This window comes from Streptomyces sp. NPDC004126 (assembly GCF_050275515.1).
Taxonomy (GTDB): Bacteria; Actinomycetota; Actinomycetes; order Streptomycetales; family Streptomycetaceae; genus Streptomyces.
In genome coordinates this window covers 98,404-122,592 of the sequence record NZ_JBNNPF010000008.1, presented here as the reverse complement: position 1 = coordinate 122,592, position 24,189 = coordinate 98,404, and the positions used below count along the sequence as shown (strand labels likewise).

General features: G+C 72.2%; 26 protein-coding genes and 1 tRNA gene. 10 read left to right on the top strand and 17 right to left on the bottom strand.

Annotated elements, in window-relative coordinates:
- Nucleotides 1–4: 4 nt before the first annotated feature.
- Entirely contained in the window at nucleotides 5–355 is a 351-nt protein-coding gene (locus tag ACQKM2_RS10350) for a WhiB family transcriptional regulator (RefSeq protein ID WP_030228569.1), read from the bottom strand.
- A gap of 397 nt (nucleotides 356–752) precedes the next feature.
- On the opposite strand from ACQKM2_RS10350, the gene ACQKM2_RS10345 reads away from it, so the two are divergent.
- Nucleotides 753–3,155, top strand: a complete 2,403-nt coding sequence (locus tag ACQKM2_RS10345) for a transglycosylase domain-containing protein (protein WP_427708318.1) — start codon at nucleotides 753–755, stop codon at nucleotides 3,153–3,155.
- Nucleotides 3,156–3,293: 138 nt separating this feature from the next.
- Here ACQKM2_RS10345 and ACQKM2_RS10340 read toward each other — a convergent pair whose 3' ends face one another.
- Nucleotides 3,294–3,755: a GatB/YqeY domain-containing protein gene (locus ACQKM2_RS10340; protein ID WP_427708316.1), complete on the bottom strand. Its 462-nt coding sequence runs from the start codon at nucleotides 3,753–3,755 to the stop codon at nucleotides 3,294–3,296.
- 68 nt (nucleotides 3,756–3,823) lie between these two features.
- Between ACQKM2_RS10340 and ACQKM2_RS10335 the strand changes: the two genes are divergently transcribed.
- From ACQKM2_RS10335 to ACQKM2_RS10325, 3 genes are all read left to right on the top strand, one after another.
- Nucleotides 3,824–4,762, top strand: coding sequence for a metallophosphoesterase (locus tag ACQKM2_RS10335; RefSeq protein ID WP_427708314.1), 939 nt, complete (start codon nucleotides 3,824–3,826; stop codon nucleotides 4,760–4,762).
- Nucleotides 4,763–4,863: 101 nt separating this feature from the next.
- Nucleotides 4,864–4,937 (top strand) — tRNA-Pro (locus ACQKM2_RS10330).
- A 202-nt stretch (nucleotides 4,938–5,139) separates the two neighbouring features.
- Nucleotides 5,140–5,583 carry a luciferase family protein gene (locus tag ACQKM2_RS10325; protein ID WP_427708312.1) on the top strand — a complete coding sequence of 148 codons (444 nt, stop codon included), beginning with the start codon at nucleotides 5,140–5,142 and terminating at the stop codon, nucleotides 5,581–5,583.
- 65 nt (nucleotides 5,584–5,648) lie between these two features.
- Here the strand turns inward: ACQKM2_RS10325 and ACQKM2_RS10320 are convergent, their stop codons facing one another.
- Nucleotides 5,649–5,879, bottom strand: a complete 231-nt coding sequence (locus ACQKM2_RS10320) for a hypothetical protein (RefSeq protein WP_427708310.1) — start codon at nucleotides 5,877–5,879, stop codon at nucleotides 5,649–5,651.
- A gap of 7 nt (nucleotides 5,880–5,886) precedes the next feature.
- Complete coding sequence (locus tag ACQKM2_RS10315) at nucleotides 5,887–6,351, bottom strand: hypothetical protein (protein WP_427708308.1); 465 nt, start codon at nucleotides 6,349–6,351, stop codon at nucleotides 5,887–5,889.
- Between the two features lie 232 nt (nucleotides 6,352–6,583).
- On the opposite strand from ACQKM2_RS10315, the gene ACQKM2_RS10310 reads away from it, so the two are divergent.
- Both ACQKM2_RS10310 and ACQKM2_RS10305 read left to right on the top strand, forming a co-directional pair.
- On the top strand, nucleotides 6,584–7,111 hold the full coding sequence (locus tag ACQKM2_RS10310) for a potassium channel family protein (protein WP_427708306.1): 528 nt from the start codon (nucleotides 6,584–6,586) through the stop codon (nucleotides 7,109–7,111).
- Nucleotides 7,108–8,454: a chloride channel protein gene (locus ACQKM2_RS10305; protein ID WP_427708304.1), complete on the top strand. Its 1,347-nt coding sequence runs from the start codon at nucleotides 7,108–7,110 to the stop codon at nucleotides 8,452–8,454. Before ACQKM2_RS10310 ends, ACQKM2_RS10305 begins: the two co-directional genes overlap by 4 nt.
- Here ACQKM2_RS10305 and ACQKM2_RS10300 read toward each other — a convergent pair.
- The gene (locus ACQKM2_RS10300; RefSeq protein ID WP_427708302.1) at nucleotides 8,446–9,258 is read right to left on the bottom strand and encodes an alpha/beta fold hydrolase; all 813 of its coding nucleotides are present in this window, start codon (nucleotides 9,256–9,258) and stop codon (nucleotides 8,446–8,448) included. The genes ACQKM2_RS10305 and ACQKM2_RS10300 overlap by 9 nt on opposite strands.
- Nucleotides 9,259–9,359: 101 nt before the next feature.
- On the opposite strand from ACQKM2_RS10300, the gene ACQKM2_RS10295 reads away from it, so the two are divergent.
- Entirely contained in the window at nucleotides 9,360–10,010 is a 651-nt protein-coding gene (locus ACQKM2_RS10295; protein WP_427708300.1) for a WHG domain-containing protein, read from the top strand.
- Nucleotides 10,011–10,080: 70 nt separating this feature from the next.
- On the opposite strand, the gene ACQKM2_RS10290 is transcribed toward ACQKM2_RS10295, so the two are convergent.
- From ACQKM2_RS10290 to ACQKM2_RS10280, 3 genes are all read right to left on the bottom strand, one after another.
- Nucleotides 10,081–10,674: an HD domain-containing protein gene (locus ACQKM2_RS10290; RefSeq protein WP_427708298.1), complete on the bottom strand. Its 594-nt coding sequence runs from the start codon at nucleotides 10,672–10,674 to the stop codon at nucleotides 10,081–10,083.
- Nucleotides 10,675–10,684: 10 nt separating this feature from the next.
- A complete protein-coding gene (gene codA / locus ACQKM2_RS10285) occupies nucleotides 10,685–11,986 on the bottom strand; it encodes a cytosine deaminase (RefSeq protein WP_427708297.1) in 1,302 nt (433 codons plus the stop codon).
- Nucleotides 11,987–12,162: 176 nt separating this feature from the next.
- A complete protein-coding gene (locus tag ACQKM2_RS10280; protein WP_164720908.1) occupies nucleotides 12,163–12,330 on the bottom strand; it encodes a hypothetical protein in 168 nt (55 codons plus the stop codon).
- A 109-nt stretch (nucleotides 12,331–12,439) separates the two neighbouring features.
- Between ACQKM2_RS10280 and ACQKM2_RS10275 the strand changes: the two genes are divergently transcribed.
- Nucleotides 12,440–14,275 (top strand): prolyl oligopeptidase family serine peptidase, encoded by a 1,836-nt coding sequence (locus tag ACQKM2_RS10275; RefSeq protein ID WP_427708295.1) that lies wholly within the window; start codon nucleotides 12,440–12,442, stop codon nucleotides 14,273–14,275.
- Nucleotides 14,276–14,318: 43 nt separating this feature from the next.
- Complete coding sequence (locus ACQKM2_RS10270) at nucleotides 14,319–15,155, top strand: SURF1 family protein (protein WP_427708293.1); 837 nt, start codon at nucleotides 14,319–14,321, stop codon at nucleotides 15,153–15,155.
- Here the strand turns inward: ACQKM2_RS10270 and ACQKM2_RS10265 are convergent.
- The 7 genes from ACQKM2_RS10265 to ACQKM2_RS10235 all read right to left on the bottom strand — a co-directional run bounded on the left by ACQKM2_RS10265 (nucleotide 15,133) and on the right by ACQKM2_RS10235 (nucleotide 21,593).
- Nucleotides 15,133–16,299, bottom strand: a complete 1,167-nt coding sequence (locus tag ACQKM2_RS10265) for a hypothetical protein (RefSeq protein WP_427708291.1) — start codon at nucleotides 16,297–16,299, stop codon at nucleotides 15,133–15,135. The two genes, ACQKM2_RS10270 and ACQKM2_RS10265, sit on opposite strands and share 23 nt — an antisense overlap.
- A complete protein-coding gene (locus tag ACQKM2_RS10260) occupies nucleotides 16,296–17,000 on the bottom strand; it encodes a SigE family RNA polymerase sigma factor (RefSeq protein ID WP_427708289.1) in 705 nt (234 codons plus the stop codon). The genes ACQKM2_RS10265 and ACQKM2_RS10260 overlap by 4 nt, the downstream gene beginning before the upstream one ends.
- A 328-nt stretch (nucleotides 17,001–17,328) precedes the next feature.
- Nucleotides 17,329–18,405, bottom strand: a complete 1,077-nt coding sequence (locus ACQKM2_RS10255) for an aspartate-semialdehyde dehydrogenase (RefSeq protein WP_427708287.1) — start codon at nucleotides 18,403–18,405, stop codon at nucleotides 17,329–17,331.
- Nucleotides 18,402–19,682, bottom strand: a complete 1,281-nt coding sequence (locus ACQKM2_RS10250) for an aspartate kinase (RefSeq protein WP_007264986.1) — start codon at nucleotides 19,680–19,682, stop codon at nucleotides 18,402–18,404. The genes ACQKM2_RS10255 and ACQKM2_RS10250 overlap by 4 nt, the downstream gene beginning before the upstream one ends.
- 206 nt (nucleotides 19,683–19,888) lie before the next feature.
- Nucleotides 19,889–20,563, bottom strand: coding sequence for a DUF5063 domain-containing protein (locus tag ACQKM2_RS10245; RefSeq protein ID WP_427708285.1), 675 nt, complete (start codon nucleotides 20,561–20,563; stop codon nucleotides 19,889–19,891).
- Nucleotides 20,556–21,155 (bottom strand): recombination mediator RecR, encoded by a 600-nt coding sequence (gene recR / locus ACQKM2_RS10240; protein ID WP_125813190.1) that lies wholly within the window; start codon nucleotides 21,153–21,155, stop codon nucleotides 20,556–20,558. Before recR ends, ACQKM2_RS10245 begins: the two co-directional genes overlap by 8 nt.
- 93 nt (nucleotides 21,156–21,248) lie before the next feature.
- Nucleotides 21,249–21,593 (bottom strand): YbaB/EbfC family nucleoid-associated protein, encoded by a 345-nt coding sequence (locus ACQKM2_RS10235; RefSeq protein ID WP_427708283.1) that lies wholly within the window; start codon nucleotides 21,591–21,593, stop codon nucleotides 21,249–21,251.
- A 274-nt stretch (nucleotides 21,594–21,867) separates the two neighbouring features.
- Here ACQKM2_RS10235 and ACQKM2_RS10230 point away from each other — a divergent pair, with 274 nt between their 5' ends.
- Nucleotides 21,868–22,593 carry an SLATT domain-containing protein gene (locus ACQKM2_RS10230; RefSeq protein WP_427708281.1) on the top strand — a complete coding sequence of 242 codons (726 nt, stop codon included), beginning with the start codon at nucleotides 21,868–21,870 and terminating at the stop codon, nucleotides 22,591–22,593.
- Between the two features lie 95 nt (nucleotides 22,594–22,688).
- On the opposite strand, the gene ACQKM2_RS10225 is transcribed toward ACQKM2_RS10230, so the two are convergent.
- Nucleotides 22,689–23,339, bottom strand: coding sequence for a hypothetical protein (locus ACQKM2_RS10225; RefSeq protein WP_427708279.1), 651 nt, complete (start codon nucleotides 23,337–23,339; stop codon nucleotides 22,689–22,691).
- 100 nt (nucleotides 23,340–23,439) lie between these two features.
- Nucleotides 23,440–24,111: a GntR family transcriptional regulator gene (locus ACQKM2_RS10220; protein ID WP_427708277.1), complete on the bottom strand. Its 672-nt coding sequence runs from the start codon at nucleotides 24,109–24,111 to the stop codon at nucleotides 23,440–23,442.
- Nucleotides 24,112–24,189: the final 78 nt, after the last annotated feature.

Genomic DNA, 24,189 nt, shown 5'->3' with positions numbered 1-24,189 from the left:
GTGGTTACCCGGCTGCCGCGTAGGTCTCGTACGACACGTCGATCTCCGCGTCGACATCCACGGTGAGGATGCCCGTACTGCGTTCGTACTCCGTGCGGGCGGTTTCGAGCAGCCGTCGCCACGAGGTGACGGTGGGACGCCGGCGCAGCAAGGCGCGTCGTTCCCGCTCGGTCATGCCGCCCCACACTCCGAACTCGACACGGTTGTCGAGTGCGTCGGCCAGGCATTCGGTCCGCACCGGACACCCGGTGCACACCGCCTTGGCCCTGTTCTGTGCCGCTCCTTGAACGAACAGTTCATCCGGATCGGTAGTGCGGCAGGCTGCCTGCGCACTCCAGTCGGTAACCCAGCCCATCCCGGTGCCGTCCTCTCCCGAATCGAGGCTCCCCCACGGCGGTAGCGGCATATTCACCGCTGCCAGTTGAGGACGTTACGGAAGGCGGGGAGAGTGCAACACCCCCGACGGGCCCAATCTTGAATGGTCCGAACGGACTATGGGTAAGCGGCAGATCACCCGACGGAGTGATCCGGCGACATGCCCGACCATTCCGGCGATTCGGGTGAAATCGGGGAAGCGCCGGTGCGCGGCCGTCAGGGCGAAGGGCGGGATTCGGACATGAGTCCACCCCATTCGGGAAGGGTGAAAATCAAGCCGAGGGGTTGATGTCGCACCGCACTGCTGTGACAGTTGGGGACAGCTTAGGCCAAGGCATTCGCGCGTGTCCGGCGAATGAGAACGTAGGCTGCCCTCTATGGGAAAGAAGCGCTCGGGCGCAGGGCTGACGGGGCCGCAGCAGGCCGCCAAGTTCCTCGGGGTGTCGGTTCTCTCCGGAGTCGTACTTGCCGGCATCGCGATCCCGGGCGCAGGCGCGCTGGGCCTCGCGGCCAAGGGCACGGTCGAGGGTTTCGATGAGATCCCGGCCAATCTGAAGACGCCTCCGCTGAGCCAGCGCACCACGATCCTGGATGCCGAGGGTGGCTTGATCGCCACCGTCTATTCGCGGGACCGGCAGGTCGTGCCGCTCACGGCCATGTCTCCGTACATGCAGAAGGCGATCGTCGCCATCGAGGACTCGCGTTTCTACGAGCACGGCGCGGTCGACCTCAAGGGCATCCTCCGCGCGGTGAACCGCAACGCGCAGGAGGGCGGGGCGGCGCAGGGCGCCTCCACGCTCACGCAGCAGTACGTGAAGAACGTCTTCGTCGAGGAGGCCGGCGACGACGAGACGAAGGTGCGCGAGGCACAGGAGAAGAGCCTCGGCCGCAAGATCCGCGAGCTGAAGTACTCGATCCAGGTCGAGGAGGAGCTCGGGAAGAAGAAGATCCTCGAGAACTACCTCAACATCACCTACTTCGGGCAGGGCGCGTACGGCATCGAGTCCGCCTCCCAGCGCTACTTCAGCAAGCCCGCCAAGGACCTGACGCTGGAGGAGTCGGCGCTGCTCGCCGGCCTCGTGCAGTCGCCCAGCCGGTACGACCCGGTGAACGACAGCCAGGAGGCGATGAAGAGGCGCAACGTCGTCCTGCAGCGCATGGCCGACGTCAAGGACATCTCGCAGGCCGAGGCGGACGAGGCGAAGGCGAAGCCGGTCACGCTGAAGGTGACCCGGCCCAAGAACGGCTGCATCACCGCGGTCAAGGGCGCGGGCTTCTTCTGCGACTACGTGCGCGCCACCTTCCTCTCCGACACGGTCTTCGGCAAGACCCGCGAGGAGCGGGCCAAGATCTGGAACCAGGGCGGCCTGACCATCCGCACGACGCTGGACCCGCAGTCGCAGGAGGCCGCCAACGCCTCGATCAAGGACCACGTCAACGAGGACGACTCGGTCGCCACGGCCGTGACCATGGTCCAGCCGGGCAGCGGCAAGGTCCTGGCGATGGGCCAGTCGAAGCCCTACGGCTTCGGGAAGAACGAGACGCAGATCAACTACTCCGTCGACAAGCGGATGGGCGGCTCCAACTTCGGCTTCCAGGTGGGCTCCACGTTCAAGCCGTTCATCGCGGCCGCCGCCATAGAGCAGGGCATGGAGCCGACGAAGGTCTACTCGGCCCCGAACAAGATGGAGTACCCGAGCCCGGTGGCACGCTGCTCGGGCCCGGCCTGGCAGAACCTGCCGCTCGGCAATGGCAGGCTGCAGACCGCCGAGAACGAGACGCGGGACGAGGTCGGCCCGTACGCGCTGCGGACGGCGATGGAGAAGTCCATCAACACCTACTTCGTGCAGATGATCTCGGACATCGGCCTCTGCCCGGTGACGGAGATGACGCAGAAGCTCGGCGTGGTCCCGGCCAGCGGGGTCAAGCTGCCCGAGGAGCCGTCCATCGCGCTCGGCTCCGCCGAGATGTCCCCGCTGACGATGGCCAACGCGTACGCCGCCTTCGCGAACCGGGGCGTCTACTGCACCCCGATCGCCCTGGAGTCGATCACCGACGCGCACGGCAAGGCGCTCACGGTGCCGAAGTCCAAGTGCGACCGGGCGATGTCCCAGGACACGGCCGACACCATCAACCAGCTGCTGCGCGGGGTCGTCGACTCCGGTACGGGTGAGCGGGCCGGCCTGACCGACCGCGACAACGCGGGCAAGACCGGCACCACCGACAACCGCTACAACGCCTGGTTCGTGGGCTACACCCCGAACCTGTCCAGCGCGGTGTGGGTCGGCTCCGGCGGCTCGAAGAAGATCTCGATGGAGGACATCACCATCGGCGGGCAGTACTACCCGAAGGTCTTCGGCGGCGGCCTGCCCGGCCCGATCTGGAAGGACGCCGTCTCGGGCGCGCTCAACGGCCGGGAGGCACCGAACTTCGTCGGGGCCAGCGTCCCGGAGTCCCCGGTCGGGGGCGGCGGCGCGGGCGGCGGCGGCACCACCGGCGGGAACGGCGGCGGCCGCGGCAACACGCCCCAGCCGCCCACCACCCCGCGCAAGCCGAACAAGCCCGGCAAGCCCGGCGGTGACAACAAGCCCGGCGGCGGGGCCGCGGCCGGGGGCGGAGGTGCCGCGGCCGGAGGTGCCGCGGCGGGCGGTGCCGCTGCGGGAGGCGCCGCGGCCGGCGGCGGCGCCGCCAGCGGAGGCGGTGCGAGCGGCGGCCAGACCCCCGAGGTCCCGGTGATCCCGGGTCCGGCGGGCGGCGGTGGCGGCGGCGCGACCCCGTAGCGGCGGAAGGACGAGAAGGGGATGGCCCCGGCCGGATCACCGGCCGGGGCCATCCCCTTCTTCTCTACTTCTCGACGTTCCCGCCCTCGCGGAAGCCGCCTGCGAAAGCCGCTTGCGAGAACTGCTTGCGGAAGCCGCTTACGAAAGCTGCTTCTTGACGGCCGCGGCGACCCGGCCGCCCTCCGCCAGACCCGCCACCTTCGGGTTCACGATCTTCATGACGGCACCCATGGCCCGCGGCCCCTCGGCACCCGCCGCCTTGGCCTCCTCGACGGCCTGCGCCACGATCGCGGTCAGTTCGTCGTCGCTGAGCTGCTTGGGCAGGTAGGCGTCCAGGAACTCGCCCTCGGCGGTCTCCCGCGCGGCCTGCTCGTCGCGGCCGCCCTGGGCGAAGGCCTCCGCGGCCTCGCGGCGCTTCTTCGCCTCCTTGGCGATCACCTTGAGGACTTCCTCGTCGGAGAGCACGCGCGCTTCCTTGCCCGCGACCTCCTCCTTGGTGATGGCGGCGAGGGTCAGGCGCAGGGTGGACGAAGCGAGTTCGTCGCGCGCCTTGATGGCGGTGGTGAGGTCTTCCTGGAGCTTGGCCTTGAGCGTGGTCATGCCCCTGAGTCTGCCAGGTGCGGGGCCTGTGGCGCCCATCGGTTTTCCTGGTCTGCGACGATGGGGGCATGCACGCGCGTTACGGAACCCCCCTGAAGGTGACCGCCTCGATCGCGGCGGTGGGGGCCGCCGGTGTGGCCTATGCCGCGGGGTTCGAAGCCCGGTCCTTCCGACTTCGCCGGATCACCGTTCCGGTACTGCCCGCCGGAATGCGCCCGCTGCGCGTACTGCAGGTCTCGGACATCCACATGGTCGGCGGCCAGCGCAAGAAGCGCGCCTGGCTGCAGTCACTGGCCGGACTGCGCCCCGACTTCGTCGTGAACACCGGTGACAACCTCTCCGACACGGAGGGCGTGCCCGAGCTGCTCGACGCGCTGGGTCCGCTGATGGACTTCCCCGGGGTGTACGTCTTCGGGTCCAACGACTACTACGGGCCGCGGCTGCGCAACCCCGGGCGCTACCTGATCGAGAAGGTGCAGGGCCGCCACGGCCTGAACGGCAACAAGCCGGTCGTCGGCGCCGTCCACAACCCGTGGGAGGACATGCGGGACGCCTTCGACGCGGCGGGCTGGCTGAACCTCACGAACACCCGGGCCCGGCTGAAGGTGAACGGGGCGGAGCTGGCCTTCACCGGCCTGGACGACCCGCACATCAAGCGGGACCGCTACGAGCGCGTCGCGGGCGGCCTGGAGTCGGACGCGGACTTCTCGCTGGCCGTGGTGCACGCCCCCTACCTGCGGGTACTGGAATCCTTCACGGCCGACCGCTACCCGCTGATCCTCGCCGGGCACACCCACGGCGGACAGCTGTGCATCCCCTTCTACGGGGCGCTGGTCACCAACTGCGACCTGGACACGAAGCGGGTGAAGGGCCTGTCGACGTACGAGGCCCAGGGCCACCGCTCCTACCTCCATGTCTCGGCCGGCTGCGGCACCAACCGCTTCACCCCGGTCCGCTTCGCCTGCCCCCCGGAGGCGACCCTCCTGACCCTGGCCCCCAAGGCCTGACCACCGGCGCCGGGCCCTCGTGAAAACCGGATTTCGTCTCAGGCCGAGGGTCCGCTAAAGTAATCGATGTCGCCAGGACAGCACAGCTTCAGGGCGACGATCGGGGTGTAGCGCAGCTTGGCAGCGCGCTTCGTTCGGGACGAAGAGGTCGTGGGTTCAAATCCCGCCACCCCGACAGAGTAAGACCAGGTCAAGGGCCTGATCCGCATTGCGGATCAGGCCCTTCCTGCGTTTCGGCGGGCTATCTCGCGGGCGGCCTCGACCGGCTCGCCACCAAGGCAAAAGCAGATGCGTGGACCCTGGATGCCGCAGCTTCGCAGCTCCTTCGAGCGCTCACGCCGCGGCCGGCTCTCCGTCGGCCGGAAAGGAACACCATCATGCTTTCCCTGCCCCCGCGCCCCGGTGCGGCCCCGCGCGTCTTCGGTCCGGCCCCGCACGGCCAGGGCTCCCAGATCTCTCCGATCATGATTCAGGAGGAGCTGTGGGGGCGGATGCGGGCGCTGCCCTTCGTCTACATGGCGCCCACGCTCGTCTCGGTCTCGCACGCCCGGTCGCTCTTCCTGCCCGAGGGGATCGGCACGGGGCCGGCCGAAGCGTTCCAGGGGGGCCGGGAGTTCGCGCACATCCACCCCCACCACGACGGCTCGCTCCACGTCACCCTCCCGACGGACATCGAGGCCGAGGTCATCGACGCCGGCTGGGGCGTGCACCACCCCGTCCAGAACGTGACGCTCATCTACGGCCCCAGGAACTCGGCGGAGCTGGAGATCGCCTGGCGGATCGTCCAGGAGTCGTACTGGTACGCGCTCGGCGTGAAGTAACACGCGGAGCCTCCTCCAGGTCAGGGGCCCGATCCGAACCACCGGATCGGGCCTCTGCCGTGCGTTCAGCCTGAGGGGAGCCGGCCCCTCGCGACCCAGGCCCGGTAAGCCCAGCGTGCCAGAGCGCCGACGGCGAGAGAGGTGAGGATCGCACCCCAGTCGATCACGTGCGGAAGGCCGGGGAGGAAGGCGAAGACGGCCAGGGCCGCGACCGTCCCGACGGTGAAGGCGACGGCCCCGGCGCGTCGGTGCCGGCTCTCCCGGGCGGGGTCTTCGGGCGCAGGCTGGGTGGTCATGCGCGGCTCACTTCGTGATGTGGTGGCACTGGCTGACGCGGCGCACCCCGTTGATGTTGAGATGGGCACATGCCTTGCCGAAGCGGGGAAGCGTCTGTGGCGCGTTGTTCCGCATGGGGTGGATCTCGCATTCGGCATGGGTCTTGCCGCGCGAGGTATTGTAGGTCTTGTTGTTCATGTCGGCGTAGGTGAAGTCGATGCGCCAGTTGCAGAAGCCCGCGTTGAGGGCTCCGACGAAGCCGCAGTCGACGCCGGCGTTCTGGTAGGTGATCTTCTTGCCGTCGCCCCTGAGGATATGGGTGAACATGCAGCCGGTGGGGACCTTCATGGTGACGCCCCCGACGGGGTAGTCGAAGGTGGCCACCGGCGTGGAGCCGATGGCGCCCGCGTGTGCCTGCGCCGGTGTTAAGAGAGCGAGTGCGGCGGCTGCGGCGATGGCGGTCGGGACGCGGAGTGCGGGATGACGGGCCATGTCTGGTGCCCTTCGGTGGGGGGTTGTCCTTGCAGAGAACGGAACTCCTCACGGAGGCTCCAGGGCTCTCCGGGGCGAAGACATCCACTACGAAGAGTGATCAAATCGGGTGGTGGGCCGACTACTCCGTTCGGGAGGGCGAGGGCATGGCCCGGGTGGGTGTGCGTGGGGTGCGGGGTGGGGGTGGGGGTGTTGGAATGCGGGGAGGGACAGGCTGCGGTGAGGAGCGGTCATGGGCGGCGGCTCCGGGCGCGTGGTGGTGCTGGGGCACCTGCTGCGTGCGGTCGGGTCCGGGGTGGTGGTGACCTGCCTGTACTACGCGGCTCCGCTGGACTACGGCTTCGGGGTCGCGGCCGTCGCGGCGCTGGCCGGGGGGTTGCTGCTGTTCGGGGGGCTCGTCGTCTGGCAGGTCGGGGCCATCGCCCGGTCGGCCTATCCGAGGCTGCGGGCCCTGGAGGCCGTGGGCACCGCGGTGCCGCTGTTCCTGGTGCTGTTCTCGGCGACGTACTTCCTGCTCTCGCGTGACCGGCCCGGGTCGTTCTCCGAGCCGCTGACCCGGACCGACGCCCTGTACTTCACGGTGACGGTGTTCGCGACCGTCGGCTTCGGCGACATCGCGCCCGTCGACGGGACCGGGCGGGTTCTGGCCACCGTGCAGATGGTGGCCAACCTGATCGTGGTGGGGCTCGTCGCCAAAGTGCTCTTCGGAGCGGTGGAGACCGGGCTGGCCCGACGGCCCGACAGAAGGAGCGATCCATGACGGCTACGGAACCGGCCCAGCCCGGGCAGCCGCGCCCGCCCTCCCAACCGGCCCAGCCGGAGCCGGTGGTGCTGCGGGGGCTGCTGAAGACGCCTTCGTACCGCAGGATCCTGCTGCTCTGCGCCCTGGTCGGGATCCCGGTGTCCCTGGTCTGCTTCTGGTTCCTCGCGGGGCTGCACGAGTTGCAGCGGCTGCTGTGGGAGAGCCTGCCGCACGAGCTGGGGTGGGACGTGGCGCCGTGGTGGTGGCCGTTGCCGCTGCTGCTGGTGGGCGGCATCGGCGTGGGACTGGTGGTGGCCCGGATGCCCGGGGCCGGCGGCCACGTCCCCGCCGCCGGGCTGGCCATGGGCGGGTCGTCCCCCAAGGTGCTTCCGGGTGTGGTGCTGGCGGCCGCGGCGAGCCTGCCGTTCGGTGCGGTGCTGGGCCCGGAGGGGCCGCTGATCGCCCTGGGCGGGGGGTTCGCCCTGCTGTTGAGGGACCTCGCGCGCGGGCCGGCCACCCCGCAGGCCACGGCGCTGCTGGGGGTGGCGGGGGCGGCAGCGGCCATCGCCGCCATCTTCGGGAGTCCGCTGATCGCGGCCATGCTGCTGATCGAGGTGGTGGGCGTGGGCGGCCCGCAGCTGGTCGCCGTCATGCTGCCCGCGCTGCTGTCGAGCGGGGTGGGGGCCCTGGTGTTCACCGGGTTCGGGCGCTGGACCGGCCTGCAGACGGGCGGGCTGACCGTCAAACTCCCCGGGGCCGTGCCCCGGCTGGACGCGGCCGACGTGGGCTGGGCGCTGCTGCTGGCCGTGGTGCTGGCGGCCGTACTGCGCGAGGCGGTGGGGTTCGGCCAGGTGGTGGCGGCGTTCGTGGCGAAGAACCCGGTCGCCCGTACGGTGCTGTGCGCGCTCGGCGCCGGCGTCTGCGCGGCCGCGTACGCACTGGTCACGGGCCGTTCCCCGGCGGACGTGGCCTCGTCCGGGCAGAGCCTGATGGCCACCCTGGTCGGTGATCCGCGGGCCTGGGGCGTGGGGGCGCTGGTGGCCGTGCTGCTGTGCAAGACCGTGGGGTACGCGCTCTGCCTCGGCAGCATGCGCGGCGGCCCGATCTTCCCGGCGCTGTTCCTGGGGGCGGCGGCCGGGGTGCTGGCGGCGCCGCTGCCGGGGCTGGGGCTGGTGCCCGCGGTGGCGGCTGGGCTGGCGGCGGCGGGGGCGAGCGTGCTGCGGCTGCCGGTCAGCAGCGCGGTGATGGCGATCCTGCTGGTCGGCGTCCCGGGGATGACGCCGGTGGTGTTCCTGGCCGCCGTCGTGGCCCTGGTCACCACCGAGCTGCTGCCCGGGCCCCGGCGGCGGCTGTCAGGCTGAGGGCCGGTCCGCGCCGAAGAACTCCGCCAGGGCGGGGGCCAGGGCGGCCGGGTCCACGTCGTGGGTCTGGCCGTCCAGGGTGCGGTGGAGTCCCGTCGGCAGCAGGCCGGCGAGGGCGCGGGCGCCGGACTGGAGCCAGGGGTCGCTCGCGCCGCCGCCGATGGCCAGCACGGGGATGCGTACGGCCGCCCAGCGGTCGGCCGGCAGGGGGTTGCCGGACATGGTGTCGCCCATGACCCGTGCGTCGTACGGGAGGGTGTGGGCCAGCGCCGCGAAGTGGCTCCAGATGCCGCTTTCCCTCATCTGGCCGACGAACTCGGCCGGGACGAGGACGGCGGCGGTCAGCATGAGGGTGACGGCGTCGTCGCGCCGGTCCTCGGCGATGGCGGTGTCCAGCTGCTCCACGTAGTCGGCGGGGACCGGGGGGCGGCTGCCGTCGATGACGAAGGGGGGCTCGTACAGGGCGAGTTCCTCCATCGGGACGCCGTGGGCGGCGGCCTCCAGGGCCAGGACGGCGCCCGACGACATGCCCATCACCCGGACGGGGCCGTCGAGTTCGGCGATGACGGCGGCCAGGTCCTCGACCTCGCGCTCCACCGCGTAGGGGGCGGTGTCGCCGCTGTCGCCCCGGCCGCGGCGGTCGTACGTCACGACGGTGAAGCGGTCACCGAGGAGCCCGGCGAGCACGGCCCACCTCGGGTCCGCGCGGACCTGGTAGGCGCCTCCGACGAGGACGAGGGCGGGACCCTCGCCGGTGCGGTCGTAGGCGATGGCGGTCCCGTCGCGGGAAATGGCCTTCTGCACGGTCTGCTCCCCCTGCACTCATGTGGACGGCGTCCACATCTCTTCCGTAGGTTATACCTGTAAGTTCACGCCGTCCACATACAGCGAGGAATCGAGCCTCCATGCCGCCGGAAACCGAACCGCCGCCCCCGCCCAAGCGCAGCACCTACCGCCACGGGAACCTGCGCAGCGCGCTGCTCGAAGCCGCCCTGGAGCTGGCGCGCGAGGGCGGACCGGACTCCGTCTCGCTGCGCGAGGCCACCCGGCGCGCCGGGGTGTCACCGAACGCCGCCTACCGGCACTTCGCCGACCGGGGGGCGCTGGTGCACGGGGTCTCGCAGGCCGCGATGGCCCGGGTGGCCCTGGCGATGGAGGCGGAGATCGACGGCCTGCCCGCCGTCCAGGACCCGGCCGAGGCCGCCCGCGCCCGCTTCCGGGCGGTGGGGACGGGCTACATCCGCTTCGCCGTGACCGAGCCGGGCTGGTTCCGGACCGCCTTCCACGTACCGGCCGACATGACGTACGCGGCCGACGCCACGGCCGCCGGGGCGGGCGGGCTCACGCCGTTCGAGCTGCTCGGCGCCTCGCTGGACGGGCTCGTGGAGACCGGCGTCCTCCCGGAGGCCCGCCGCCCGGGCGCGGAGTTCCTCGCCTGGTCGGCGGTACACGGCCTGGCCTCCCTGATCATCGACGGCCCCCTGCGCGGCATCACCCCGGAACAGGCCCACGACGCGGGCCAGGACGTGATCGCCATGATCGAGCGGGGGCTCTGACGCCCGACGGGGACCGGACCGGGCCGGACCGGACCGGGCCGAGGGCACCCGCCCGGCCGGCCCCCGCGCGTCACGCGTCCAGGGGGTTCGCGGCGATGCGCTTCGCCGCGCCGCCCGCGACGTAGGACGCCGCCGCGCACGTGGGCTTGCGGGCCGCCTGGTCCTCGACCAGGGCGAGGAAGGAGGGGCCGAAGCCGAGGCGGGGGTAGTGCTCCAGCAGGCCGGCCAGGAAGGCCGGGTCGAAGTCGGGCACGCGCAGGCCGGACACGTCGGCGCTGGTGCCCACCTGGAGGAGGTGGCTCTCGACGTCCTCGGCGGCGGTGACGTCGTCCCGCATGTGCAGCACGATGACCTCCTCCGCGCGGGCCCGGCGGGCCGGGGGCCAGCCCAGGCCGGCCGTGAAGAGCCGGGCCACGTGTCCGCCGGCCTCCTCGAAGGGCAGGGTGTGGCTGTCGAACGGCGCGGTCAGGCCCAGGTCGTGGAGCAGCGCGCTGACGTAGAGCAGTTCCGCGTCGTACGAGAGCCCGTGCACGCGCGCGTACTCGGCGCCGAAGGCGTAGGAGCGGACGGAGTGGTTGAGGAGGGCGGCGTCGGCGTACTCCGAAGCGATCTCGAAGGCCGAACGGGCCGTGCCCGAGTCGAGGTTGTGAAGGGTCCACGTCATGGACCGCACCTTAGAGGGGTGCCGTGAAGTCCACCGCCGACGGGCCCTCCTCTCCCGGCCACCACAACCGGGCCGGTGCGGGCGGGGTTTCGGCGAGGACGGTGCCGCGCGAGACGACGTACCGCGGCCGGACCTGGCGGCGGATCGCCTCCGCCGGGGTGGGCGCCGGGAGGAGGACGAAGGAGGCGGGGGCGCCCGGCGTGATCCCGTACTCGGCGGAGGACAGGCCGAGGACGCGTGCCGCGCGCTCCGTCACCATCGAGAACGCGAGCGGGATGTCGTCCGCGCCGGTGAGCTGGGCGGCGTACAGGCCGACGAGGGCGGTCTGGAGCGGATTGGCGGTGCCGAGCGCGTTCCAGGGGTCCATCACGTCGTCGTGGCCGAAGGCCACGTTGACCCCGGCGGCCAGCATCTCCTTCACCTGGGTGAGGCCGCGCCTCTTGGGATAGGCGTCGAAGCGGCCCTGGAGGTTGAGGTTGGCGAAGGGGTTGGCTACCAGGTTGATGCCCGAACGGGACAGGAGCCGCTGGAGTTTGAAGCTGTAGGCGCCGTTGTAGGAGCCCATGGCGGTGGTGTGGGAGGCGGTGGCGCGCTCGCGCAGGCCCGAGCGCAGGGCGAGGGTGGCCAGCACCTCCACGAAGCGGGACTGTTCGTCGTCGATCTCGTCGCAGTGGGCGTCGACGCGGAGTCCGTGTTCCTCGGCCACCGCGAACGCGGTCCGCAGCGAGGCGACGCCGTCCTCTCGGGTGTCCTCGAAGTGCGGGATCGCGCCGACGACGTCCGCCCCGCGGGCGACGGCCTCGCGCAGCAGCGCCTCGCCGTCGGGGAAGGAGACGATGCCCTCCTGTGGGAAGGCGACGATCTGCAGGGTCATGACGTCCCGCACCCGGTCGCGGACCTCCAGCAGCGCGTCCAGCGCGGTGAGGGACGGGTCGGTGACGTCGCAGTGCGTACGGACGTGCAGCACGCCGTTGGCCGCCTGCCAGCGCAGCACCTCGGTGGCCCGAGCGATCACGTCCTCGCGGGTCAGGGTGCGCTTGCGCTCGCTCCAGCAGGCGATGCCCTCCCACAGGGTGCCGGAGGCGTTCGGGCGGGGCTGACCTGCGGTGAGGGCGGTGTCCAGGTGGATGTGCGGCTCGACGAAGGGGGCGGTGAGCAGCGCGCCGTGGGCCTCGATGAGCACGCCGGTCGCGGGCGGCTCCTTCTGGTCGTCGTACGGGATCACCCGCGCGATCCGTCCGTCCTCGGCGACCTCCACGTCGGACAGGCCGTCTTCGTGCAGCAGCCGGGCACCCCGGACGATCATCCGCATGCGGTCCAGCCTAGGGACACCACCGTGGGCGCGCACGCGGCTCGGCCTAGGCTCTCGGACTCACGCCGGCTCTCGGACGCACGGCGGCCCTCGGACGCACGGCGGCCCTCGGCCCCAGGCCGGCACGCGGCCCGACGTTTCACGTGAAACATCGGGCCGGTGACCGGTGCCGAGGCTCAGCCGCGCTTGGCCTGTGCCTTCTGCTGCATGCCTCGCGTCTTCGCGGAGAGCGACTGGGCCTCTCTGCCCGCGGCCTTGGCCCGTGCCTCGGCCGCCGTGTTCTTCGCCATCGCGCGTTCGGAATCCTGGTGGCTGTGGTGGCCGGTACGAGCCTTCTTGGCCATGATCAACACCCTCTCGCAAGCGTTCGGCGTACGCACACCACCATGCGCCCATTCGGCCCAGTCGGCATCCCGGCCGCCCGCCGCGGCCGGACCCGTAAGAATGGAGCGCATGACCAGCAGCGACAGCGACCTGACCCCCGGCACCGCACCCGCTTCCGAGATGCCCGACTGGGAAAAGCGCTTCCGGGCGCCGCGCGTGGGCCTTCCCGAATGGGCCGAGGACGCCCCGGACCGCTCGCTCTTCGTCTCGAACGCCACCGGGACCTACGAGCTCTACGCCTGGGACCGGGCCACCGGCACGCAGCGGCAGGCCACCGACCGCCCCAACGGCACCACCGACGGCACGCTCTCCCCCGACGGGGAGTGGATCTGGTGGTTCTCCGACACCGACGGCGACGAGTTCGGCACCTGGGTCCGCCAGCCCTTCGCGGGCGGACCGGACGAGCCCGCCACCCCCGGCCTGGAGCCCTCCTACCCCGCCGGCCTCGCCATCGGCCGTGACGGCACGGCGGTCGTGGGCCGGTCCACCGACGAGGACGGTTCCACCGTCCACGTCGTACGGCCCGGGGCCGCCCCCGAGGTCGTCTACCGGCACCGCGAGTCGGCCGGCGTCGGCGACCTGTCGTACGACGGGACCCTCCTCGCGATCGAGCACACCGAGCACGGCGACGCCATGCACTCGGCGCTGCGCGTGATCACCCTCGACGGCGCCACCGTCGCCGAGCTGGACGACTCCCGGGGCGGCACCGAGGAACTGGGCCTGGAGGTGCTCGGCTTCGCACCCGTCGCCGGGGACACCCGGCTGCTCATCGGGCACCAGCGGCGCGGCCGCTGGGAGCCGATGGTGTGGGACGTGGCCGGTGGGGCGGAGGAGGACCTGGCCGTCGACCTGCCCGGCGACGTCAGCGCCGAGTGGTACCCGGACGGGAGCGCGCTGCTCATCGCGCACAGCTTCGAGGCGCGCAGCGAGCTGTGGCGCTACGACCTGGCCGCGCGCGAGCTCGTACGGGTGGACACGCCGCCGGGAACGGTGTCGGGTGCCACGGCCCGCCCGGACGGGACCGTGGAGTACCAGTGGTCCTCGGCCGCCGAGCCGGCCGTCGTGCGGTCCACCGCGGGCGGGATCGTGCTGGACCCGCCGGGCATGCGGCCGCCGGCCTCGGTCCCGGTGGAGGACGTCTGGGTGGAGGGCCCCGGCGGGCGGATCCACGCGCTCGCGCAGCGGCCCGTGGGCCACGGTGACGGCCCCTTCCCGACGGTCTTCGAGATCCACGGCGGGCCCACCTGGCACGACTCCGACGCCTTCGCCGCCACCCCGGCGGCCTGGCTGGACCACGGTTTCGCGGTGGTCCGCGTCAACTACCGGGGCTCGACGGGCTACGGCCGCGAGTGGACCGACGCCCTCAAGCACCGGGTCGGCCTGATCGAGCTGGAGGACATCACGGCGGTCCGGGAGTGGGCCGTGGCCTCGGGCCTCGCGGATCCGGCGCGGCTGGTGCTGTCGGGCGGGTCCTGGGGCGGCTACCTGACGCTGCTCGGCATCGGCATGCGGCCCGACGACTGGGCGGTCGGGCTGGCCGCCGTACCGGTGGCGGACTACGTGACGGCGTACCACGACGAGATGGAGGCGCTGAAGGCCCTGGACCGCACGCTCTTCGGCGGCACCCCGGAGGAGGTCCCGGAGCGGTTCGAGGCGTCCTCGCCGCTCACGTACGTGGACGCGGTGAAGGCGCCGGTGCACATCGCGGCGGGCGTCAACGACCCGCGCTGCCCGATCCGGCAGATCGACAACTACGTCGACCGGCTCGCGGCCCGCGGCGCGGTGCACGAGGTGTACCGCTACGACGCGGGACACGGCTCGCTGGTCGTGGAGGAGCGCATCAAGCAGGTCCGGATGGACCTCGAATTCGCCCTGAAGCACCTGCCTCAGGGCCTTCCGCGCTGACCCGGCCCCGGGCTTCCGGTGCACCCCCCGTACCGTTGGTGGGGTGCACCGGTTTCTCCTGACCCCGCGCTGGTGGGGGATCAACGTCTTCGTCGCGCTCGCCATCCCCTTCTGCCTGTTCATGGGGACCTGGCAGCTCGGCCGGTTCGAGGACCGCGTCGGCAGCCACAAGGAGGCGCAGGCCGAGCGGCCCGCCGACCAGGCGGCCGAACCGCTGGACTCGCTGCTCCCGGTGGACACGAAGACCTCCGGGCGGCCGGCTTCCACGGCCGGCGAGTACGGGCAGCAGCTGCTCGTCCCCGAACGGGACCTCGGCGGGAAGCCCGGCTTCTACGTCCTGACCCTGCTGCGGACCGACTCCGGGAAGACGGTCCCGGTGGTCCGGGGCTGGCTGCCGGGTACGGCCGACGCGGCGAAGGCGCCGGCCCCGCCGACGGGCCGGGTCGAGGTGACGGGGGCCCTCCAGTCCTCGGAGAACTCGGGCACCAAGGGCGTGCACGCGCAGGGCGGCCTGCCGCCGGGCCAGCTCGGGGTGATCGGGGCGGCCACGCTGGTCAACCTGGTGCACGAGCCGCTGTACGACGCCTGGCTGACGGTACAGACGCCGGTGGACGGGATGACCCCGGTGCCGGCGAAGGCGCCGAACAACACCGGGCTGGACCTGAAGGCCTTCCAGAACCTCGGCTACACCGGCGAGTGGTTCGTCTTCGTCGCCTTCGTGCTCTTCATGTGGTTCCGGCTCTACCGGCGCGAGGTGGAGACCCTGCGCGACGCCGAGGCGGGACTGCTGCCCGCCGAGGCCCCCGCGTCCGCGGCCGCGGACGCCACCGGGAAGCCGGAGCCGACGCCGGAGCCGGCTACGGCGCGCCCGGCGGAATGAGGCCCGTGCGGTAGACCGTGCCGCCGCAGGCCGCCGGGATGGTGGTCTGGGTGACGGGGGCGCCGGTGCCCGGGGTGTGGGAGACCTCCACCCCGGTCGCCGCCGGGCTCCGGGAGCCGGTCTGCGGATCCTTGGCCGGGGCCGCGTCGGCACCCGCCGGCTCGGTGGCGCCTGCCGTACCGCCCGCCGCACCGCCCTCCCTGCCGGCCGTGGGCTGCGCCGCACCGCCCTCCTGCTGGGACCCCAGCGAAGGCGCCGGCTTCGCCACCGGGCAGGACTGCCCGGAGGGCACCCAGGCGAACCGCACCTCGTACGCGGTGTTGGGCTGGAGCAGCACGACCGGCGCCTCGGCGGACGGGTCGGGCAGCAGCGCGCTCGCCGGGTCCCCCGCCGTGTGGCCCGTCACCGTCACCGGCGGTGCGGCCGGCTGGGCGGGCGGCGGGCCGACCGAGGCCACCGAGGCGGCGGTCACGGTGTCCGGGCCGGCGACCGTGCAGCCCCGCGCGGAGACGTTGGTGACCTTGAAGCTGCCGAAGACCTTGCCGTCCGTCTCGGGGGCGCGGGCACTGCCCGACACGCCCAGCTGGTCGGCCGTGCACCCCGGCGCCACACCGGGGGCCGCGCCCACCGGGGGCAGAGGTCCGTGGCCGGCGCCGCCCGTGGGGGCGCCCGCCGCGGTACCGGAGGGGCCCGCGGACGTGCCGCCGGACGGGGAACCGCCCGTGCGCGGGGACGGCTGCGTGCCGCCGCCCGTGGTCTGGCCGCCGCCCGGTGACCCCACCGGCCGGGGCCCGGCCACGGCGTCGGAGCCGTTCTGCCGCGGGTCGGAGGCGTCGGCCGCCTTGGGGCCCTGCGACTCCCCGTGGCCGGCCATGGCCGAGTGCCCGGCCACCGCCCCCTCGTCGGCGTTCAGGTGCAGCGCGGCCGGGATCGCGGTGCCGCCCAGCAGCGCCACCGCGGCCGCCGCCAGCAGGGCCTGCCGCTTGCGGGCCCGGCGCGCGGGCACCGCGTGCCGCAGCCGCTCCAGGGCCCCGTCGGAGGGCTCCAGCCCCTGAACGGCTCCGGCCAGCAGGCCGCGCAGCAGCTGCTCGTCGGCCGTGGCCTCGCCGGCCGGGCCGGGCAGGTTCTCGTGGTCGTCCCTCATGACTGCGCAGCCTCCATCGCCACCCGCAGCGCGGCAATGCCCCGCGATCCGTACGCCTTGACCGAGCCGAGCGAAATGCCGAGCGTCTCGGCGACCTGGACCTCCGTCATGTCGGCGAAGTAGCGCAGTACGAGCACCTCGCGCTGACGGCGCTGGAGCCCGCGCATCGCCCTGATCAGGTCGTCGCGCTCCAGCTGGTCGTAGGCCCCCTCCTCCGCGCTGGCCATGTCCGGCATCGGCTTCGACAGCAGCTTCAGACCGAGGATGCGGCGGCGCAGCGCGGAACGCGAGAGGTTCACGACGGTCTGGCGGAGATAGGCCAGGGTCTTGTCCCGGTCCCGTACCCGGTTGCGGGCCGAGTGGACGCGGATGAAGGCCTCCTGGACCACGTCCTCGCAGGAGGCGGTGTCGTCGAGGAGGAGCGCGGCCAGGCCGAGCAGGGAGCGGTAGTGGGCCTGGTAGGTCTCGGTGAGGTGGTCGACGGTGGTGCCGGCCACGACCGGCCGTTCGGCGTCGGCACCGGCTTCGACACCGGAGCCGACAGCGGCGTCGGCACCGGGCTTCAGGGCCCCGGGTGCCGGAGCCTCGGGTATCGCAGCGCCGGGCGCGGGCAGGGCAGCAGAGGGCAGGGCACCGGCGGGCAGGGCACCGGCCGGCTGCGGGCTCGTGGCGGTGTCCGCGCTATCGCGGGGCGAGGGCACTCGGCCGCCCCGGGTCGGTGGTGCGATGTGCGGCACGCTGGCCGGCGGGACGGGAACGATCACAGGGAATCCGCCGCCGGGCGCGCCTGGGCGCCGGCGCGAGGGAAGGATCCCGCTGCGCGCCGGTAGGACGACCGCGTCCAACAGTGCCTCTGCCACGCCCGTTGGACACGCGTCCCCCCGTCAGGGTTGTACGCGCCAGGCAGAGTATTCAGCAATTTCCCCATTGCCTTCATGCGTACCCGCTCTTCCCGATTGCCCCATTCATCCAGGCGGCAGTCGGGCCATCACCTTGATCACGGGATCGATGTCGATCCTACAAAGCGGATTACGCGAATTCACCCGCGATCAGTTCCGAGATCTGGGCGGCATTCAGCGCGGCACCTTTGCGTAGATTGTCCGCGCACACGAAGAATTCCAGGGCCCTCGGGTCGTCGAGCGAGCCCCTCAGCCGTCCCACCCAGGCGGGATCGGTACCGGCCGCGTCCGCCGGCGTCGGGAACTCCCCGGCCGCCGGATCGTCGACGAGGACCACCCCGGGCGCCGCCTCCAGCACCTCCCGGGCGTGCGCCGCGGCCACCTCCCGCTCGAAGCGGGCCCGTACCGTCAGGGAATGCCCGGTCACCACCGGAACCTGGACGCAGGTCACGGCGACCGGCAGCGAGTCCAGGCCCAGGATCCGCCGGGTCTCCGCCCGTACGGCCAGCTCGTGCGAGGACCAGCCGTCCGCGCGCAGCTCCCCGGACCAGGGCACCACGTTCAGCGCGAGCGGCGCCGCGAAGGGTCCGGTGTCCTCGCCCACGGCCCGGCGCACGTCCCCGGGCAGCTCCCCGAGGGGGCTTCCGGCGACCTGGGTCAGCTGCCTGCGCAGCGCCTCCGCGCCCGCGCGGCCCGAGCGGCTCGCGGCCTGGTACGAGGAGACGGCCAGCTCGGCCAGCCCGTACTCGGCGTGCAGCGCGCCCACGGCGGCGATCATCGCGGCGGTCACGCAGTCCGGGCCCGCGACGATCCCGCGCGGGCGGCCGCGTACGGCGTGGCCGTTCACCTCGGGCACCACCAGGGGCACCTCGGGGTCTTCCCGGAAGGCGGCGGACTGGTCCACCACGACGGCACCGCGCGCGGTGGCCACGGGGGCCCAGTGCGCCGACACCTCGGCCGGGGTCAGGAAGAGCACGACGTCGCCCGCGCCGAGGCCCTCGAAGGCGTCCTCGGTGAGGGCGAGCACCTCGGTCTCCTCGCCGCGGACGGCCAGCACGCGGCCGGCCGAGCGCGAGGAGGCGATCAGGCGGATGTCGCCCCAGACGTCCGCCCGCTGGGACAGGATCTGGAGCAGGATCGTTCCGACCGCCCCGGTCGCCCCGACCACGGCGAGCGCCGGGGCCGGGGCCGACCGGTGCGGACTCATCGTCCGGTGCCTCCGTAGACGACGGCTTCGTCGCTGTCGGAGTCGAGGCCGAAGGCCGTGTGGACGGCGATGACGGCCGCGTTGACGTCGTCCTGGCGGGTCACGACCGAGATGCGGATCTCGGAGGTGGAGATCAGCTCGATGTTGACGCCCGCGTCGGACAGCGCCTGGAAGAAGGAGGCGGTGACGCCCGGGTTGGTCTTCATGCCCGCGCCGACCAGGGAGATCTTGCCGATCTGGTCGTCGTAGCGCAGGGAGTCGAAGCCGATCTGCGCCTTCGCCTTCTCCAGGGCGTCGATGGCCTTGTGGCCCTCGGTCTTGGGGAGGGTGAAGGAGATGTCCGTCAGGCCCGTGGAGGCCGCCGACACGTTCTGGACGATCATGTCGATGTTGATCTCGGCGTCCGCGATGGCGCGGAAGATCGCCGCGGCCTCGCCCGGCTTGTCCGGAACGCCGACGACAGTGATCTTGGCTTCGGAGACGTCATGGGCGACTCCGGAGATGATGGCGTGCTCCACCTGCTCGTCCCCTTGCGACTCGGGCTTCTCGTTGCTGACCCAGGTACCCGGCAGTCCGGAGAAGGACGACCGGACGTGGATCGGAATGTTGTAGCGGCGCGCGTACTCGACGCAGCGGTGCAGGAGCACCTTGGAACCGGAGGCCGCGAGCTCCAGCATGTCCTCGGAGGAGATCCAGTCGATCTTCCGGGCCTTCTTCACGACGCGGGGGTCCGCGGTGAAGACGCCGTCGACGTCGGTGTAGATCTCGCAGACCTCGGCGTCCAGCGCCGCGGCGAGCGCGACGGCGGTGGTGTCCGAGCCGCCCCGGCCGAGGGTGGTGATGTCCTTGGAGTCCGCGGACACGCCCTGGAAACCGGCGACGATGGCGATGTTGCCCTCGTCCAGCGCGGTGCGGATGCGGCCCGGCGTCACATCGATGATGCGCGCTTTGTTGTGGACCGAGTCGGTGATCACGCCTGCCTGGCTGCCGGTGAACGACTGGGCCTCGTGGCCCAGGTTTTTGATCGCCATGGCCAGCAGGGCCATGGAGATCCGCTCTCCGGCGGTCAGCAGCATGTCGAATTCACGCCCGGCAGGCATCGGGGATACCTGCTCGGCGAGATCGATCAGCTCGTCCGTCGTGTCGCCCATCGCGGAAACCACGACGACCACCTGGTGGCCGTTCTTCTTGGCATCCACGATCCGCTTGGCGACGCGCTTGATGCCCTCGGCATCGGCTACGGAGGAGCCTCCGTACTTCTGCACGACAAGGCCCACGTGCGCTCCTCGCTCATTCCAGTACTGCGGTCGCCGGTCAGTCTAACGAGCGACCGCGATACGGCCGACGAGTACCACATCGTGAGATGAACAGTTCATCCCGTGATCACCCGTGGTCAGACGCGGTTCGCTAGCCGGTCGCCCGCCTGCCGGCCGCCCGCCTGCCGGCCGCCCGTCTACCGGTCGCCCGCCTGCCGGCCGCCCGTCTACCGGTCGCCCGCCTGCCGGGCGGCCGGACGGCGGCCCAGCCGGCCGAGCTCCTCGGCCATGACCGCGCCGGCCTGCTCCGCGAGTTCGTCCTCCGCCATGTCCTCGTCGGTGTCCAGGCCGTCCAGGGCCGCGAGCGGCTGGTTGAGGCGGACGTGGGCGATCAGCGACTGGAGGGCGCGCAGCATCGCCGAGGCCGTCGGGCCCCAGTTGGTGAAGTACGAGAACTGCCACCACCACAGGGCCTCGGTGACCCGGCCCGCCTGGAGGTGGATCAGCCCGTGCCGCAGGTCGGCGACCACGTCGGCCAGGTCGTCGGAGATCCGGTGCGCGACCGGGGCCTTGCGCGGCTCGTAGGGGTCGAAGACCTCGGAGTAGATGTCGACCGGCTCCAGCATCAGGGCGAACCGCTCGCGCAGGTCGTCCACGTCCGGTTCCGGGCCCAGGTCGGGCTCGTAGCGCTCCTCGGGCAGGACGTCCTGGTACGCGCCCAGCCGGCCGCCCGCCAGCAGCAGCTGGGACACCTCCAGGAGGAGGAAGGGGACGGCGCTGTCCGGGTCCTCGCCCTTGGCCACCTCGGTGACCGCGACGATGAAGGACTCGATCTGGTCCGCGATCGAGGCGGCGAAGTCGTCCGGATCCTGTCCCAGGGCGTGCAGCGTTGCGTCAGACATCAAGAAGTCGCCTTCCTTCAAAGGCCCGCCCGAGCGTGACCTCGTCCGCGTACTCCAGGTCTCCCCCGACGGGGAGCCCGCTGGCCAGGCGGGTGACCTTAAGGCCCATGGGCTTGATCATGCGGGCGAGGTAGGTGGCGGTGGCCTCGCCCTCCAGGTTCGGGTCGGTCGCGAGGATCAGCTCGGTGACCGCACCGTCCGCCAGTCGTGCCAGCAGCTCGCGGATCCGCAGGTCGTCCGGGCCGACGCCCTCGATCGGGCTGATCGCCCCGCCGAGGACGTGGTACTTGCCCCGGAACTCGCGGGTCCGCTCGATCGCGACGACGTCCTTCGGCTCCTCGACCACGCAGATGACCGCCGTGTCGCGGCGCGGGTCACGGCAGATGCCGCACAGCTCCTCCTGCGCCACGTTCCCGCACACCGCGCAGAAGCGGACCCTCTCCTTGACCTCCAGCAGCGCGTGCGCGAGGCGCCGGACGTCGGTGGGCTCGGCCTGCAGGATGTGGAAGGCGATCCGCTGCGCGCTCTTGGGCCCGACGCCGGGCAGCCTGCCCAGTTCGTCGATCAGGTCCTGGACCACGCCTTCGTACAACGGACTGCCTTCTTTCGTTTCTGCGTGCTTCTGGGTGCGGGTGCGGGTGCGGGAGGTGCGGGTGCGGTCCGCCGGAGCGGTCCGCGGGAGCGATTAGAACGGAAGGCCGGGGATGCCGCTGCCGCCGCCCAGGGCCTGGGTCAGCGGTCCCAGCTTCTGCTGCTGGAGCGCCTGCGCGTTCTCGTTGGCCGCCTGGACCGCCGCGACCACCAGGTCGGCGAGGGTCTCGGTGTCCTCCGGGTCCACGGCCTTCGGGTCGATGACGAGGGCGCGCAGTTCACCGGAACCGGTGACGGTCGCCTTCACGAGGCCGCCGCCCGCCTGGCCCTCGACCTCGGCGACGGCCAGCTCCTCCTGGGCCGCGGCGAGGTCCTGCTGCATCTTCTGGGCCTGCTGGAGCAGCTGCTGCATGTTGGGCTGGCCACCACCGGGAATCACAGGTACTCACTCCGTACGTCGAAACGGCTGCGGATCGCCTTCGGGGAAGGCTCGGTCAATCCGAGCCTACGTGCTCCCCGGGCGCCGCGCCCTACGCCGGGAGGACCAACTCTTTCGGGTGAGAGACGGGGCGTGCGCGTACCTGATGGAGCCCTCCTTGTGGGCGGAAAACCCGGGATTCGTTGCCCATCGCGCGTCATTCGAAGGTAGGAAGAGCATGCGCACCATTGCGCACACGCGCACCACACGTCAGCGCAGGCAGAGGGAGTGCCGGGTGAGTCAGCCGGAGATGCAGCCCGAGGGGCCACCCCGGGATCCCGCAGAGGACGGCGACCTTACCGGCCGGCCGTTCCCTCTCGGGGACTGGGGAGAGCCCGCCGAGCGGCTCGACGAGCTCTACCGGCGGGTGGAGGCCGATGCGCTGCGCACGGCCGAGTGGTACCTGTCCGACCGTGCGTGGAAGCGCCGGGGGGCGCGGGCGCTGCGGGCCGGGGCGGCCGTGGGCGCCGTCACGGGCGCGGCCATGCCGCTGCTGGAGCTGACGGGCTCCGCGCCCGGCGCGGCCCCGTACGGCTACCTGTCGCTGCTGCTCGCCGCGGCCTGCATGGCCTGCGACCGCTTCTTCGGGCTGACGTCCGGGTGGATGCGGGACGTGGCGACGGCGCAGGCGGTGCAGCGGCGGCTGCAGACGCTCCAGTTCGACTGGGCCTCGGAGAACGTGCGCGAGGTGCTGGGCCCCACCGAGGGGACGGCCAGTGAGGCCGCCGAGCGGTGCCTGACAGTGCTGCGCCGCTTCTCGGAGGACGTCACGGAACTCGTGCGCTCGGAGACGGCCGACTGGATGGTGGAGTTCCGGGCCGGTCCGGCACCGCTGCTGATGCAGTCCATGGCCGGGGCGCCCGCCCGCCCGGACCCGGGGATCCCCCCGGCCCGTTTCCCGCTGCCGCCGGGCACCCGCCCGAACATGCCGCGCCAGCGGCCGCCGGAGCAGCCGCGCTGAGTCCCCGGGGCGCGCCGCTCACGGGGGTGGCGCGCTCCGGGGGCCGGGCCCGGGGGCCGGGCCTGGGGGATCCCCGGGTCCGGTCAGCATCAGCGTCAGCTGAAGATGATCATCGAGCCCTGGCCGAGGCTGCGGGTCGCCGCCGCGTGCAGGCCCAGCCACACGTGGCGCTCCCGCGCGAAGGGGCTCTCGTCGTACGGAATCGGCCCCGCGGGCTCCTCCAGCGCAGTCGGCCCCCCGGGCGGCGCGGGCGCCGCGGGCGGGTTCGCCGGGTCTATCCCGATCGCGGGGGCCACGAAGGCCAGCTCCCGCAGCAGCCCCTGCGCGGACCCCAGCGGGCCGCCGCCGGCCAGCAGCTCCTCGTTGGCCAGCGGAGCCCCGAAGTCCACCGGGACGTACGCGCCCGCGTGGTCGTAGTGCCACACCAGGTGCGACTGCTGCGCCGTGGCCTCGAACATCTCCAGCAGCTGCTCGTAGTCCCCGCCCAGCTCGTCCACCGGGGTCACCGGCAGCCCGCAGATCTGCAGCAGGTACGCCCGTCGCAGGAAGTGCAGGGCGTCGTAGTCGAAGCCGGCCACCGGGGCCACGTCCCCGCTCAGGCCGGGCATGTACGCGAACACGGGCACCGACGGCAGGCCCGCCTCGCCCAGCGCCTTGTCGTACGAGGCGATCTCTTCCGCGAAGGGGTTGTCGGGGCTGTGGCACAGCACGTCGACAAGGGGGACCAGCCACAGGTCACAGGCCACGCGGGCTCCGATCAGTCGTTGCCGCCGATCGGGCCAGAGTAATGCGCCGGACACGCTCCGCGAAGGGGTGCGCAGAACCCGGGCGGGCGAAGGTGCGGAGTCAGAGGCTCGCGGCCCAGTCCAGCCCGTGCTGGTTGTAGGCGCGCACGAGGCGGCGCACCTCGTCGGCGTCGGCCAGCGTCACCGCGTCCACCAGCTCGTTGTGCCCGTCCCACAGCGCGGCCCGCAGCTCGGGCGCCCCCTGGAGGTGCGGCACGGAGAAGACCCAGCACTGCACGCGGATGCGGTGCAGGAAGTCCGAGATGTAGGCGTTGCCGACCAGCCCGCTGAGCTCCCGCCAGAAGCGCAGGTCGTAGCCGATCAGCACTTCGAGCGAACCGCTGCGCGCGGCCCGCCGCGCCTCCTCCGCGCGGCGGCGCACGGACACCAGCAGTTCACCCGTGCCGGGCGGGGTGCCGCGTTCGGCGAGGCGGCGGAAGATGCCGTCGAGTATCAGCGTCCGGGCCTCGATCATTCCCCGGAAGTCGTCGACGGTGAAGATCCGCACCCGGAAGCCCCGGTGCTGCACCGACTCCAGCAGCCCCTGCGCGGAGAGGTCGACCAGCGCCTCGCGCACCGGGGTCGCGGAGACCTCGTACTGCTCGGCGATCTGTTTGACCGTGAACTCGGTCCCGGGCGGAAGACGCCCCGCGAGCACCTCGTCACGCAGCGCGTCCGCGATCTGCTGCCGAAGGGTGTTGCGGGTGACACCTCCGCTCCGGCTGCCTGGCATAGGGGTCCGTCTCCTCAATAGGTCATCGGACACCTTAGGCCAGGCAGCGCGGCTGAAACCGATCGGTCTACGGCCGGA

Excerpts from the sequence above, each read along its gene's own strand:
- codA (WP_427708297.1), bottom strand. The coding sequence starts at position 11,986 with ATGCGGATGATCGTCCGGGGTGCCCGGCTGCTGCACGAAGACGGCCTG.
- ACQKM2_RS10220 (WP_427708277.1), bottom strand. The coding sequence starts at position 24,111 with ATGCCAGGCAGCCGGAGCGGAGGTGTCACCCGCAACACCCTTCGGCAG.
- ACQKM2_RS10320 (WP_427708310.1), bottom strand. The coding sequence starts at position 5,879 with ATGACCACCCAGCCTGCGCCCGAAGACCCCGCCCGGGAGAGCCGGCAC.
- ACQKM2_RS10255 (WP_427708287.1), bottom strand. The coding sequence starts at position 18,405 with ATGAGTCCGCACCGGTCGGCCCCGGCCCCGGCGCTCGCCGTGGTCGGG.
- ACQKM2_RS10265 (WP_427708291.1), bottom strand. The coding sequence starts at position 16,299 with ATGAGGGACGACCACGAGAACCTGCCCGGCCCGGCCGGCGAGGCCACG.
- ACQKM2_RS10245 (WP_427708285.1), bottom strand. The coding sequence starts at position 20,563 with ATGTCTGACGCAACGCTGCACGCCCTGGGACAGGATCCGGACGACTTC.
- ACQKM2_RS10280 (WP_164720908.1), bottom strand. The coding sequence starts at position 12,330 with ATGGCCAAGAAGGCTCGTACCGGCCACCACAGCCACCAGGATTCCGAA.
- ACQKM2_RS10290 (WP_427708298.1), bottom strand. The coding sequence starts at position 10,674 with ATGACGTGGACCCTTCACAACCTCGACTCGGGCACGGCCCGTTCGGCC.
- ACQKM2_RS10295 (WP_427708300.1), top strand. The coding sequence starts at position 9,360 with ATGCCGCCGGAAACCGAACCGCCGCCCCCGCCCAAGCGCAGCACCTAC.
- ACQKM2_RS10345 (WP_427708318.1), top strand. The coding sequence starts at position 753 with ATGGGAAAGAAGCGCTCGGGCGCAGGGCTGACGGGGCCGCAGCAGGCC.
- ACQKM2_RS10305 (WP_427708304.1), top strand. The coding sequence starts at position 7,108 with ATGACGGCTACGGAACCGGCCCAGCCCGGGCAGCCGCGCCCGCCCTCC.
- ACQKM2_RS10325 (WP_427708312.1), top strand. The coding sequence starts at position 5,140 with ATGCTTTCCCTGCCCCCGCGCCCCGGTGCGGCCCCGCGCGTCTTCGGT.
- ACQKM2_RS10350 (WP_030228569.1), bottom strand. The coding sequence starts at position 355 with ATGGGCTGGGTTACCGACTGGAGTGCGCAGGCAGCCTGCCGCACTACC.
- ACQKM2_RS10310 (WP_427708306.1), top strand. The coding sequence starts at position 6,584 with ATGGGCGGCGGCTCCGGGCGCGTGGTGGTGCTGGGGCACCTGCTGCGT.
- ACQKM2_RS10275 (WP_427708295.1), top strand. The coding sequence starts at position 12,440 with ATGACCAGCAGCGACAGCGACCTGACCCCCGGCACCGCACCCGCTTCC.
- ACQKM2_RS10335 (WP_427708314.1), top strand. The coding sequence starts at position 3,824 with ATGCACGCGCGTTACGGAACCCCCCTGAAGGTGACCGCCTCGATCGCG.
- ACQKM2_RS10340 (WP_427708316.1), bottom strand. The coding sequence starts at position 3,755 with ATGACCACGCTCAAGGCCAAGCTCCAGGAAGACCTCACCACCGCCATC.
- ACQKM2_RS10315 (WP_427708308.1), bottom strand. The coding sequence starts at position 6,351 with ATGGCCCGTCATCCCGCACTCCGCGTCCCGACCGCCATCGCCGCAGCC.